The 12,742-nt window shown below is 60.6% G+C and carries 13 protein-coding genes; 8 read left to right on the plus strand and 5 right to left on the minus strand.

Annotated features, from left to right (window positions below; genetic code table 11):
* Positions 1-45 precede the first annotated feature (45 nt).
* Genes QZ196_RS03705 through QZ196_RS03735 form a run of 7 tightly spaced genes read left to right on the plus strand, consistent with a single transcriptional unit; the run spans position 46 to position 6,714 of the window.
* Complete coding sequence (locus QZ196_RS03705; RefSeq protein WP_296424014.1) at positions 46-504, plus strand: DUF805 domain-containing protein; 459 nt, start codon at positions 46-48, stop codon at positions 502-504.
* Entirely contained in the window at positions 504-1,220 is a 717-nt protein-coding gene (locus tag QZ196_RS03710) for a hypothetical protein (RefSeq protein ID WP_296424016.1), read from the plus strand. Before QZ196_RS03705 ends, QZ196_RS03710 begins: the two co-directional genes overlap by 1 nt.
* Position 1,221: 1 nt before the next feature.
* Positions 1,222-2,538 carry a hypothetical protein gene (locus tag QZ196_RS03715; protein ID WP_296424018.1) on the plus strand — a complete coding sequence of 439 codons (1,317 nt, stop codon included), beginning with the start codon at positions 1,222-1,224 and terminating at the stop codon, positions 2,536-2,538.
* Positions 2,507-3,463: a MoxR family ATPase gene (locus tag QZ196_RS03720; protein WP_296424019.1), complete on the plus strand. Its 957-nt coding sequence runs from the start codon at positions 2,507-2,509 to the stop codon at positions 3,461-3,463. Before QZ196_RS03715 ends, QZ196_RS03720 begins: the two co-directional genes overlap by 32 nt.
* 4 nt (positions 3,464-3,467) lie before the next feature.
* The gene (locus QZ196_RS03725; RefSeq protein WP_296424022.1) at positions 3,468-4,772 is read left to right on the plus strand and encodes a DUF58 domain-containing protein; all 1,305 of its coding nucleotides are present in this window, start codon (positions 3,468-3,470) and stop codon (positions 4,770-4,772) included.
* Positions 4,769-5,791, plus strand: coding sequence for a stage II sporulation protein M (locus QZ196_RS03730; RefSeq protein ID WP_296424024.1), 1,023 nt, complete (start codon positions 4,769-4,771; stop codon positions 5,789-5,791). The genes QZ196_RS03725 and QZ196_RS03730 overlap by 4 nt, the downstream gene beginning before the upstream one ends.
* Positions 5,788-6,714, plus strand: coding sequence for an RDD family protein (locus tag QZ196_RS03735; protein WP_296424025.1), 927 nt, complete (start codon positions 5,788-5,790; stop codon positions 6,712-6,714). The genes QZ196_RS03730 and QZ196_RS03735 overlap by 4 nt, the downstream gene beginning before the upstream one ends.
* A 347-nt stretch (positions 6,715-7,061) precedes the next feature.
* On the opposite strand, the gene QZ196_RS03740 is transcribed toward QZ196_RS03735, so the two are convergent.
* The 5 genes from QZ196_RS03740 to QZ196_RS03760 form a co-directional block, all read right to left on the minus strand.
* Positions 7,062-7,232, minus strand: coding sequence for a hypothetical protein (locus QZ196_RS03740; protein WP_296424028.1), 171 nt, complete (start codon positions 7,230-7,232; stop codon positions 7,062-7,064).
* Positions 7,233-7,307: 75 nt separating this feature from the next.
* A complete protein-coding gene (locus QZ196_RS03745) occupies positions 7,308-7,484 on the minus strand; it encodes a hypothetical protein (RefSeq protein WP_296424030.1) in 177 nt (58 codons plus the stop codon).
* Positions 7,485-7,554: 70 nt separating this feature from the next.
* Complete coding sequence (locus tag QZ196_RS03750) at positions 7,555-8,310, minus strand: aspartate/glutamate racemase family protein (protein WP_296424032.1); 756 nt, start codon at positions 8,308-8,310, stop codon at positions 7,555-7,557.
* Positions 8,310-9,473 carry a Xaa-Pro peptidase family protein gene (locus QZ196_RS03755; protein ID WP_296424034.1) on the minus strand — a complete coding sequence of 388 codons (1,164 nt, stop codon included), beginning with the start codon at positions 9,471-9,473 and terminating at the stop codon, positions 8,310-8,312. Before QZ196_RS03755 ends, QZ196_RS03750 begins: the two co-directional genes overlap by 1 nt.
* Positions 9,466-10,515 carry a pyridoxal-phosphate dependent enzyme gene (locus tag QZ196_RS03760; RefSeq protein WP_296424054.1) on the minus strand — a complete coding sequence of 350 codons (1,050 nt, stop codon included), beginning with the start codon at positions 10,513-10,515 and terminating at the stop codon, positions 9,466-9,468. The genes QZ196_RS03755 and QZ196_RS03760 overlap by 8 nt, the downstream gene beginning before the upstream one ends.
* Before the next feature lie 237 nt (positions 10,516-10,752).
* On the opposite strand from QZ196_RS03760, the gene QZ196_RS03765 reads away from it, so the two are divergent.
* Positions 10,753-12,495 (plus strand): GMC oxidoreductase, encoded by a 1,743-nt coding sequence (locus QZ196_RS03765; RefSeq protein WP_296424036.1) that lies wholly within the window; start codon positions 10,753-10,755, stop codon positions 12,493-12,495.
* Positions 12,496-12,742: the final 247 nt, after the last annotated feature.

Consider the following 12,742-nt stretch of genomic DNA (forward strand, 5'->3'; position numbering starts at 1 on the left):
TGGACCGGTTAAGCAATTGAGACAAATATAATCAGGAACGATGACATGACTTTTACCGAATCTATTAACACCTGCCTTCGCCAGAAATACGTGACATTCTCGGGGCGCGCACAGCGCTCGGAATACTGGTGGTTTTTTCTGGCGACCTTCTTGTTTTACATCGCTTTCGCCATGCTTGCGGGACTTGTCTTTGCTGTGGTGGGCGTCTCTGATCCGAATGCGTCCAACGGGATGTCCGCAGGGATGATCATCATGGTTATCCTGGGGTTGATCTTGTTCGTGGCTTTGTTTTTGCCGGGCATTTCGGTCGGGGTGCGTCGCCTGCATGATCGCAATATGTCGGGCTGGTGGTATCTGGGCGCGATGATTGCGGGCCAAATCCCGTTGGTCGGTGCCGTGGTCGGCATCGCATTTCTGGTATTGATGGCGCTGAAGGGCACCGATGGCCCGAACCGCTTTGGCCCGGACCCGCTCAAGGGCGGTGACGCGGAAATTTTCGCCTGATGCCACGTTACGACCGGCGCAGCAGATTGCGCCGGTCCTGCGTTTCTTTGTGGCTTGTCTGCTGGCTGGGCGGTGCGGCGGCAGCGCAGGATGTCACGACATTCCTTGATCCGCCGCGCGATCCTGACGGCACCTATGGCGAAGCAATGCCGCGCCGGGTGGCGGCGGACATCCGTTATGTTGATGAAACCAATGTTGATTTCCTGACGGGTGATCGCCCCGAGCGCCGTGTCGACGTGCCGCTGCGCGGTTTCGAAGGGGCGAATTACGGCACCTTCTTGATGATTGCACTTGTCGTGGCGCTGCTTTTCATTTTCGTGAAATTTGGGGCCGGGGGGATGTTGTTGCGCGCTGACCCCTCTGCCCCCAAAAAGCCGCGCAAGCGGGCCAAGGCCTGGGGGCTGACCGCCGCCGATCACACGGCGGGCGATATCATGGCGCAGGTCCGCGTGATGGCGTCCCGGCGCGAGGCGCTGATTTTTCTGCTGCGCCACTGTCTGTTGCAAGCCGCCGATGAGACACAGACCAATTTCCTGCGCGCCGATACCGAACGCGACGCGCTGGCCCGTCTGCCCACAAGCTGGCGCCGGCATGGGCAACTGCATGCGCTGATGTTCCAGACCGAACTGGTGCATTACGGCGGGCGCGACATTGCCGATGATGCGTTCGACGCGGCAATCGACCACGGTTCCCAGATCCTGATGGCGCGCCGCTGACATGACCCGGAACCAATCACCAATCCTTGTCTTGGGCGGTTTTGCGGCGGCCTTGCTTCTGCTTCTGCTTCTGCTTCTGCTTCTGCTTGTCTTCGTCGTGGGCGGCAGTGGCAGCGGCCAGATTGACGCGTCCCCGATTGGGACCGACGGGTTGCAGCTTTGGCTGGATGGCAATGCGATGCCCGCAACCAAATCGCATCGCCGTACCACGCTGACCGAACGGGATGTCGCGCTGCGCATTCTGCCGCTTTATGATACCGATCTTCAGAACGACGCAGCGGCCGTGACTGACCGGCAGGACCAGCACGCCCAGTCGACCCAGCGCGACATGGACGCCTATAATTTTGTCGAAAAGGTTTCCTATGTGCCGTCGCTGGTGATGTTGCCAAAGTGGCGGTCGGGCGTGCTCGCGCTGGACCTGCTGGATGCGCAGCTACTGATCGCGCCCGGCGTATACCCGCAACTGCTGTCGCAAATGCAGACACCGCGTTTGCAGATCACCCGCCCGGATGTAAAATTCTTGCAGACGCCGCAGGGGATCACGTTGTACCGGCCGCAATTGTTTGCGCCCAAATCTGTTCGGGGGGATTGCCGTGCCCATCTGGCCCTGCCGCAAGGCGTGCTGATCGCGCGCTGTGATCAGGGATCGGGTGTGCCCTATTACATTCTGTCCGATCCTGACTTTTTGAGTAATCACGGGCTGTCGCTGGGCCGTAATGCGGCTGTGGCGCTTGATGTCATCGCTGATCTGGTCGGCGGCGATGCCGGCACCGTCTATATCGACACCGCACCGGACCTGCTTTTGGCGCAGGATCCGACGGCCGATCGTGAAATCCGGCCACGCACGGTCAAAGAGGTCGCGCGCCTTCTCACTTATCCGTTTTCGTTGATATGGCTTGGTGCGGGGATCAGTTTCCTGATCTTGCTGTGGCGCGGACTGATCCGGTTCGGCCCGCCCCGGCGCCCCGATGAGGGCCAGATCAGCGCGTCAAAAACCGCATCGATTGCGGCCAAAGGGTATTTGCTGCGCCTTGCGGGCGATGATCGTGCGGTGCTTTTGGACTATGTGACCGAAAAGATGACCGCCCTTGGCCGCGACAGCATGGGCAAGCAGGCCCGGCTTGACCACCCCAGACTGATCGCGCGCTTGCGTACCATCGCCCCGCGCACCACACCGCAACTGGAAGCAGCGCTTGCAACGATACAGCAGGCCGGTGTCGATACATCGCCCGCCGAACTGGCGCGGCTGGCAGAGAAATTTGAAGATATTTACCGGAGATTGCGTGATGAACTTGGATATGTTTCGCGACGTCGTTGACACGGCGCGCAGTGAAATTGGCAAAGTGGTCCACGGTCAGGACGCGATTGTCACCGGCCTGCTGGTGGCGGTGTTTGCGCGTGGTCACTGCCTTCTCGAAGGGCCGCCGGGCACCGCAAAGACACTGCTGGCCAAGACATTGGCCCAGACGATGGACCTTGATTTTGGCCGCATCCAGTTCACGCCGGATCTGATGCCGGGCGATGTTTTGGGGTCCAATATCTTTAACTTTCATACGGGCGCGTTTTCGTTGACCCGTGGCCCGGTCTTTACCGATATTCTGCTGGCAGATGAGATTAACCGCGCGCCACCGAAAACCCAGTCGTCGCTGCTGCAGGCGATGAACGAACGGCAGGTCACGATTGACGGCGAAACCCATTCACTGGGCGCGGACTTTTTTGTCTTGGCCACGCAGAACCCGATCGAACAACAAGGCACATATCCGCTGCCCGAGGCACAGTTGGACCGATTCCTGTTCAAGCTGATCGTCGATTTTCCCGACCGGGACGCCGAATTCGAAATCCTGCGCCGCAACCGCAGCCGCCCTGTGGGCGCGGACCACGGCGCGCTGGATGTGGCCAAGACGCTGGACGCGGCCACACTGGCGGCGGGGCGCGGAATGGTTGACGGCATCCGGCTGGATGACACGATCCTGAGCTACATCGTGGACCTGATCCGCGCCACGCGCAGCGATGCCGAAATCCGGCACGGGGCCTCGACGCGGGCGGCGGATGCGCTGGCATCGGCCGTGCGCGCCAAGGCTGCGATCGAAGGGCGCGATTACGCGATCCCTGACGATGTGCAGGCCCTGTTGATCCCTGCCATGCGCCACCGCATCGTGCTTGGCCCCACCGCCGAGATTGAAGGGCGCACGCCCGAGGATGTGCTGACCAATATCCTCAATCGCATCGACGCGCCCCGGTAAGATCATGCGCCCCTCTCGCTTTTTCATCATTCTTGCGGTCGGCCTTTTGCTGATCACCTGCGTCATTGCCGTGATGCGGTCCGAAGGCGGGTTTGCGGTCCAAAGCCTGTGGGCGCTGCTGGGCGTCGTGGCCTTTGCCGATCTTGCGCTGTCGCGGACGGGTCGGTCCGTCGGGGCCGAGGCAAAGTTTCCCGATCAGATTTTTGTCGGCACCACGGGGATTGCAGATATCAAACTGACCTCTACCAAGGGGCCGTTGCCAACCGGCTTGGCGATGCGGTTTCAGGTGTCACCCGCGTTGCAGGTGGGCCCATTCCAGTGGGATAACAGCGCGGTCGATGCGGTTTTTGACGTGCCGTTGACATGCAATGCACGCGGGATATTCACGTTTGCGCGGCTCTGGCTGTTCTGGCCATCGCGGTTTGGGCTGTTCGATATCATTTCGTACAAGAAATTCGACCACACCATCAAAGGTATTCCCAATATTCAACCGGTCCTGTCCGGGCAGATCACGACGATTGTGCAGGCCGCGTTATACGGGCTCAAGGACACGGCATTTCGCGGCGAAGGGTCGGAATTTCACCAGTTGCGCGATTTCACCACCGGCATGGACCCGCGTCTGATTGATTGGAAACGCTCGGCGCGGCACGGTGGCCTCGTGGCGCGCGAAACCCATATGGAGCAGAACCACCAGATCATCATGTGCGTCGATAACGGATATCTGATGCGCGAACAAATTGATGGGCTGCCCAAGATTGACCGCGCCATCAACGCGGCCCTTGCCACGACATGGGCGGCGGGCATCGGTGGCGATCTTGTCGGCTTTTACAGCTTTGACAGCCGACCGCGGGTCTATCTGCCACCGGCACCGGGGCGCGCGGCGTTCAATCGGATCAGGGCCGAGGCCGCCGCGTTGGCCTATAGCAGCGTGCAAAGCAATCACACGCTGGCGTTCGCGCATCTGAACGGCCTGCTGAACCGCCGGTCCCTGATCATCGTATTCTCTGATTTTGTGGACAGCATCACAGCGGAACTGATGGTCGAAAATATGGCCGTGCTGAACCGGCATCATCTGCTGATCTTTGTCGCGCTCAAAGATCCCGCGCTGGAGGCCATGATTAGCCCGGTGGCACCGTCGCTTGATGATATCGCCCGCGCGGTGGCTGCGGCGCAAATTCAAAAAGAACGCCAGATCGTGCTGGACCGGCTGCGGCGGCTGGGGGTGGTGTGTCTTGACATAGCGCCTGATCAACTGACACCCGCGCTGGTGTCGGCCTATCTGGATATCAAAGCAAGAGAACTGATATGACCAATGCGATCCTGCCCCAAGACCTGCGTTCGGTCCGGTTCCGGCGCGAACGCGAACCCGGCTGGAAACGGCTCGAGGGGCTGGTGGCGCGGGTGGAACAGGGCGGCATCGCCAGCCTTGGCTTTGATGACGCGCGTGATCTGACTGCGACCTATCGGCAGACGATCAATTCGCTGTCCGTGGCGCGCGAAATCTCGCTTGATCAGGCGTTGTTGGAATATCTCGATAACCTTGCCGCGCGTGCCTATCTGGTGATCTACGCACCGCAGGCCAGCATCCGCAATCTGGTCGCAAACCTGTTCATCCGGGGCATCCCACAGGCGGTGCGGCGCAGTGCGCCGGCCTTTCTGATCGGCTTTGGCCTGATGGTTGTGGGCGCGCTGTTGGGCTATACGCTGGTGATGCGCGACCCCAGTTGGTTTTACACCTTTGTGCCCGGTGAACTTGCGGGCGGGCGTGATCCGTCCAGCAGTCATGACGTCCTCAGGGCCTCGCTTTATGATGACGCGGGGGGCACGCATAATTCTTTGGCCAGCTTTGCGACCTATCTGTTTTCACACAATACCCAGATCGCCATCATGGTGTTTTCGCTGGGTGTGTTCTGGGCGCTGCCAACGGTCTTGCTGACGTTCTACAACGGCACCGTATTGGGCGCGTTCTTTGCGGTTTTCGCGCAAAAGGGGCTGGGTTACGACGTATTTGCCTGGCTTTCGATCCACGGGGTCACCGAAATTTCAGCGATCTGTGTCGCGGCGGCGGGGGGCGCGCAATTGGGGCTGGCGATTTTGCTGCCGGGCGATCTGACCCGCAAGGATGCGCTGCGGCTGCGCGGGCGGGACGCCACGAAGCTGCTCATCCTTGCGGGTGTGATGTTGTTTGCGGCGGCGATTCTGGAAGGGTTTTTCCGGCAGACCGTGCAATCGCCGACGCTGCGCTTGGTGATCGGCTGGGGCATGGGGCTGGTCTGGCTGACATGGCTGACCTGCGCGGGCCGCCCACACCGGGAGACAGGCGTATGAGGCGCAGGGAAACCAAAACCGCCGCCCAATATGATCAGGACCTGCGTGCCCGGCAGGGCAAGCAGGTGCTTTGGATCACACCGCCCGAAGGCGTGCCCATCGGCTTTGCCTGCGCCGGTCTGGGCGCACGCATCGGGGCGCAACTTCTTGATCTGCTGGTGACTTACGGCGGGCTGATCGCGCTGCTGGCGCTGGTGTCGTATTACAGCGGGATGTCGCAGGAAACGGCCAATGCATTGTTTGCGCTTTTCGCGTTCCTGATCCGCATTCCCTATTACATACTGACCGAACTGGTTTGGAACGGGCGCACCATCGGCAAGAGGATTGCCAAGATCCGTGTCATCTCGATCAACGGGCGTCGTCTGGACCCGCATCAGGTTGTCGTGCGCAACCTGATGAAGGAGGCCGAAGTCTTTACCCCGATCATGCTGCTGTTCGGTGTCACCGGATCGTCCGGCTGGGCGCAGGTTGGCATGTTCATCTGGCTGCTGATCGTTCTGGCGATACCGCTTTTTTCCAAGCAAACCCAGCGTCTGGGCGATATGATCGCGGGGACATGCGTTGTGCTGATGCCACGCGTGCAGCGGTCAACCGAACTGACCGATCAGGCCAGACCTGTCGCCGACCGCTTTGTGTTCCTACCCCATCATCTGGAGCAATATGGCCGGTTCGAACTGCAATCGCTCGAAAGCATCCTGCGCGAAAAGGCGACAACGCAATATGCCCATGCCCGTGATATCGACGTGGCACGGGTGATCGGTAAAAAGATTGGCTACACCGATCGGGTCGCAAACGGCGACGCCCGGAACTTTCTGGCGGCCTTTTATAACGCGCAGCGCGCCCACCTTGAGGCGCGACAAATCTTTGGCGACCGCCGCGACGACAAATTCCACCGCACGCCACAGGACGGCACCCCGCGCTGACCCCCCGCGATATGCAATGCGTGAACCCATGGTCCGCGCCGATACGCGCGTTTTGCTACCGTTTGCCCAGCGGGGGACAGTGCCATGATCGCCACCATGAATTCAGGCCCGTTATTGATGGTATTTTGATCCCGAACATTTCAATGCCGAGATAAACGTGTTTCACGGTGATTTCGCGCCGCCCACTGGGCAGTTGCTTTTGGCGCTTGATGGCAACGCCCCTGCCGGATGTGTTGCGCGATACCCGCTTGCCGTTGGTATTTGCGCGATGAATAACTGGCTCGTTTTCAGGGAATGCAGCTTGACGGGATAACCCGGCGCCCGAAACAGATCGCAATACCCTTGGATCAAACCGGATAGACGGCGACGACCGTTTTGCCACTTCCGGTGACAACGACGAAAACCGAAGTGGTCGGCGCGCCTTGGTCCACGGCAATCCACAATTCGCTTTCCCACAGCTCTACTTCCAGCTCAAGCGTTTTGGCGTCGGCTAGGGATTGCGTGGCCAAACCCAACATGAATAGGCCGCGCCTGATCGTCAGTTAGTCACGACAACGCAGCCGCTGTCGTGTCTTGGGCCGGATGCTGCCGGGCTACTTTTTATCGCGCGCGGACTTTTCTTCTTTGGTCAGCTTGTTGTTCCAGGCATTGTTGCTCAGGCCCAACTCGCTTGGCAGTGGTTTCGTCTTGCCGACGCTGACCTTGCCACCATTTTTCAGGAATTCCTGAATAAGCGCATCATCGGTCGTTTCTTTTGGAACATGTTTCATACCGTATACCTAACCTGTCAACGCCGTGCTTGTCACGCACAACACACAGCCGCAAACCCGATCTTTGATATCACGCGCCCTTGGTCCGAAACAACATCCCCGGCGGGTGCGTGGTCAATCCGGCCCCGGCCGTGCGGGCCATATGCCAGGCCAAGGCCTGATTGCTGCTGATCACCGGCAGACCAAGGCGGGCCTCCAGATCCGCGATGATATCAAGCGTGCGCAAATTGGTGCAGGAAAGAAAAACCGCTTCGACACCCTTTGCCGCGCCCACCTCAAGCGCGGCATCGCGGATCGAGAGGGGGTCAATCCGCGCCACGCGCGCCTCGATTTCCTCGCCAAAGGACACGGTTGCAGGCACAGTGAACCCCGCCGCTTGAAATGCGGCCCGGATTGGCGCCGCAACATCCGCGATATAAGGCGAAACGATACCGATTGATCCAACGTCAAGCGTTCGCAGTGCGGCGATTGATGCGGTCAACGGGTCGCTGACCGCGCGGGTGGTTGCGTTTTGTGCGATCAGTGCTGCGACTTTTTCATGCCCGATCAGCGTCGTCCCGGACGTGCAGGCATAGCCGATCACATCAAAGGCGGCCGCCGGCGGCAACAGCGACGCGGCTTGCGGCAGGTCGATTTCCATCTGGGCGATTGTACCCGGTGTCAACGCGGCCCCCGACGGAATGCGGCTGACGTAAAGTGCCACCTGTGGTCCCGGGAAAAGCCTGCGAAAGTCATGTTCGATCGTTTCATCGACCTGCAACACGATCAGGCCAAGCGTGGCATCCGTGCCAATCGGACCTGTCAGGCGATAGGGTGACATCGACATCAGTGGATTTCCGGCAATGTGCATGGCGCGCGGGCCGACAAAAGCGCGGCACCATCGGCGTGCAAGACGATGTTTTCCTCGTGAACCATCATGCGGCCCGGTGCGATCTGAACGCCGGGTTCAAGCGTCAGCACCATGCCTTCGCGCAAAATCGTGTGGTCCTTATCCGTCACCGACGGCCATTCCGTCAGCGTCAGCCCGAGCCCATGCCCCAACCGCCCTTGGCCGGGCACGGCGCCTTCGGCCACCAGACCTTGTGTCAAAATACGATGCAGATCGGCAGCCGTCATGCCCGGCCGCAGGGCCGTCAACGCGGCATCCGTGGCGGCATAAAGCGCGGCATGTGCACGGCGGGCCCCATCGTCGGCTGTGCCGATGGCATAGTTCCTGTCAAAGTCGCAGAAATAACCGTCATGCACCGCCCCGGTGTCCAGCATCAGGACATCACCGCGTGCCAACGGGCGCGCACTGGCAGGCGAGATGACATCGCCATACCCCCCCGGTCCAGCGCCGCCGGCGACATAGCTGACCCAGTCGGCACCTTCTTGCAGCAGCGCAATCTGGAAATCGCGAAATACCATGTCCAGCGGGCGACCGGGCTGCGCAAATGTGGGGACACGCGCGAACGCCCGATCTGCGATCCCGCATGCCGTCCGGATTTTCCCGATCTCTGCCGCCGACTTGACCTCACGTACGCGCTGCACTGTCGCGGTGGCGTCCACGATGCGCCGTGGCGCAATCTGTGCGACGACCTTTGCAAAATCGGCCATCGGCATCCGCAAATGCGTTTCCAGACCCATCGGAATACCGACAGCACCCGTGGCACCGACCAGCCCGGTCAGGGTATCCACCAGCAGGCTGACCCCGTCGTCAACCGGATCGGGGGCGTCCCATGTTCTGATATCGGTGACCCAGCAGCGCCCCATCAAATCCGCGCCAATGGCGGGAATAACGGCGACCGGCAGTCCCGTGGCCGGCAAGACAACGAACCATGGGCGCGCCGGGCTTTCCCAAAATCGCGTCAGGAAACCGGTGACATAGAACACATCGGCGGGCGTCGTCAGCAGCAGCGCATCCTGACCATCGGCCTGCATCCCCGCCTGAAGCCGCGCAACCCGCTGCCGAAACTCAGCCACAGGAAAAATGAGCGACCGCTCAGGCATCCTCTGCGCCCTCGCTCAATATGGCCAGAACACGGGCGTCGGGGCCGAGCGCCGGCTGCCCGGCCAGAAGTGCGGCAATCCCTGCCCCGCCCGATGCGGTGGTGACAACACCGTGCGCGGTCAATGTGTCAATGCCGTGCAGCGCCTCTGCCTCGGTGATTGTGACGAAAAGATCAGCGTCCCGCGCAAGGCCTGCAAGCGCGACCATCGAAGGGGTCTTGCAGTCAAGCCGCCCCATGGACGACACTGGCCCCTGTGTGGTGACAACCCGTTGCGCCCGGATGCTTTCGATCAGCGCGGGGGCGGCGTCGGGTTCGACGACGGTAATATGCGGCGCGTCACCCCAGACCCGACGGGCGTATGCGGCCACCGCCGCCGCCAGCCCACCAACCCCTGCCTGCAACACGATATGTGTGGGTGGGGTATCCATTTGTGACGCCGCTTCTGCGGCCAACTGCAGATAACCTTCCATCACCCGCGACGGCAGCGCGATATAGCCGGGCCACGACCCGTCTGACAAGAGCGTGCCATCGCCCGCATCAGCGGCGGTCTGCGCGGCAACCAGACTGTCTTCGTATGTCGCACCCGCCCGCACGACCCCGGCGCCTTTTTCGCGCAAACGTGCTGCAAAGGCCTCGGGCACCGTGTGGGCAAGATAGATCACGGCCCGGGCCCCGAAAAGCCGCGCGCCCGCAGCCACCGAAAGCCCGTGGTTGCCCGCGCTCGCCGTGATGTAGACCCGCCCGACAAGCGCCGTTTCCCACGCATCATCGCGGACCTGTTCCGATGCTTCCCGCGCGATGGCATAGGCCGCACCAAGGGCCTTGAAACTGCCCAGCCCCATGCGTGCCCGTTCGTCCTTTACCTGCAATTGCGCAATGCCGATCTGCGCGGCAATATCCGCAAGGTCCAACATCGGCGTCGGCGTATGGGCCGGGCATCGCCCAAGCAGGTCACGCACGTCGGACGGATCGCTTTGCGGAAATACATCAAGCCCGGCAAGGCCTTGGCCACGAAAAGGATTAACGAGAACGTCTTGCATCATGGGCGGTCCTTGTGCGTCAGCGCGGCGTGCCGGGTGCCTGTCATGCGCGGCGGCCACCTGCGGCAATTTTGACAAGCCTGACCCAGTTTGCCCCCCATGTCGAGCAGCCCCGCACGGCGAACGCAGCCCTTTGGCCACGTATTGCAGCCAATGTGCCTTTTGTCACGGACTTGGCGGGCGTTTTTTGGCAACTACAAGTTGCGACAGACATATTTCATTTCAAAGGATTTCAATATGGGTACGGCAGCAGCATCGACAAATTTGGCGCACGGTTTTCCCGCCCCCGGTCCCCAAGACCCAACCGGGCAAAAAGTGATGGAGAATGTGTTTTTTCTATCCCACGCGCAGTGGAAGGCCGCGCGCGAAGAAGGCACATATGATTTGGTCATCATCGGCAGCGGGATTTGTGGCCTGGCTGTCGCAAGCCGTGCCTTGGCCCGTCACCCGCACTGCCGGATCTTGATGATCGAACGTGGCACGTTTTTCCTGCCAGAGCATTTTCAAAACCTGCCGACACCGTTTGTGAACACCCTTGGCGGATTGTCAGAGACGTTTCCATGGTCGCTTTCCGCGACAACTGCGCTGGGTTTGGCCGGCGGCTATATCCGTTGGCAGCATGGAATGGTGCCGTTCTTCGGTGGCCGCTCAACGCTATGGAGCGCGTGGTGCCCCCGCCCCACAGAGGACGAAATGTCGGGTTGGCCCGCGCAGACCATCGCGGCGGCCAAAGCCAATTTCGATGCGGCAGAGGGTCTGCTGCATGTTCAAAAGGCGGATGCCGTGGACGCCGACCGGACATCGGCAGAACTGTCGCACGTCGCCAGCGTCCGGCCAATCTACGGAGCCCTGCAAGAGATCATCCAGACCCGGCTTCTGGATGCGCCCGCGACCGTAAAAGGCATCTACCGCACCGAAGCGGCACCGCTCGCGTCAGACGCCAAGTCGGTTGACGGCATTGATTTCCAAAAATTCGCAGCGCCTGCCGAAATTCTGGAACTGCAGTTGCAGCAAAGCCAAAAAGCCAAGAACCAGACCGGCGCGCCTTTTCACATCATGACCGACTGCACCGTCGAACGGATATTGCAGCAAGATGGCCGTGCGATCGGCTTGGACACGTCGCGCGGCACGCTGTCACTGGGCAACGCCAAACTGGTGCTGGCGACCGGCACCTTGCCACCCACGACGCTGGTGCAAAATGCCTTTCCCGATAACCCGGCAGGCGAGCGGTTCACGGCACATTTCGTCAGTGCGATCACCGCCCGCGTCCCCCGCGCGGATCTGGACCCCGAAGGCACGTTCTCGGACCTGCAAATCGGGGCCTGCTATATTGGCGGCACTGCCGGAAATTTTGAACAGCAATATCATATCCAACTGTCGTGCTTGTCCGATAAATTCCCCGAAAAGAATGCCGGAACCGCACTGCGCTATATGCCCGATGTTGTTGCAACGGCGTCGATGACGCAACTCAAAAGCTCGCAGGATCACGTGGTGTTTGTCTGTGCCGTGCTGGGGGAACTGGACTTCCGTAATCCACAAAACGGGTTTCGCGCGAACCCGTGCGATGACAACCCGACGACAAACTCACTGCTGCAAGTGGTCGAAACTGGCCGCGACGCGGAAACCTGGGATGCCATGGACCAAGCGACATTTGGCGTGCTCGAGGATGTCTTGTCGCCATTAGGCGCGCATCGGGTCGAATATTGGCACGGCACCCCAGACGAAGGCACATGGACATCCGACCGCCCAACCGAGGCAGAGCGCCGCGTGGACGGGATGGTTCACGAAGGCTCGACCCTGCATATTGGCGACGATGAAACGGCACCTGTCGGGCTCGATTATAAACTGCAAGGCGCCGATAACGTCTATATAACAGGTGGCGCTTTGTGGCCTCAGGGTGGGTCGTGGAACCCGACGATGACCATGGTCGCCCTGGCCTTTGATCTGGCCGATAATCTGGTGCCGAAAACACAGGGCTAGACAGGCCGTCACTGGCCCACAGCCGCGACGCTTGCAGATGCAACTGTCGCGGTGCTTGCCATGGGTTGCAGGGGCCGGAAAAATGCCGGTTGCTGCCGCGCATCGCGGCACATGCCTGACGTCACCATGAAACGGCTGACCAAAAACAAAAGGCTGCAACGCAAGTTGCAGCCTTTTGTTTTTGGTATCACGAATTGGAGCGGGCGAAGAGATTCGAACTCTCGACCCTAACCTTGGCAAGGTTATG

The organism is Yoonia sp., assembly GCF_017854565.1.
In the GTDB taxonomy this organism is placed as follows: Bacteria; Pseudomonadota; Alphaproteobacteria; order Rhodobacterales; family Rhodobacteraceae; genus Yoonia.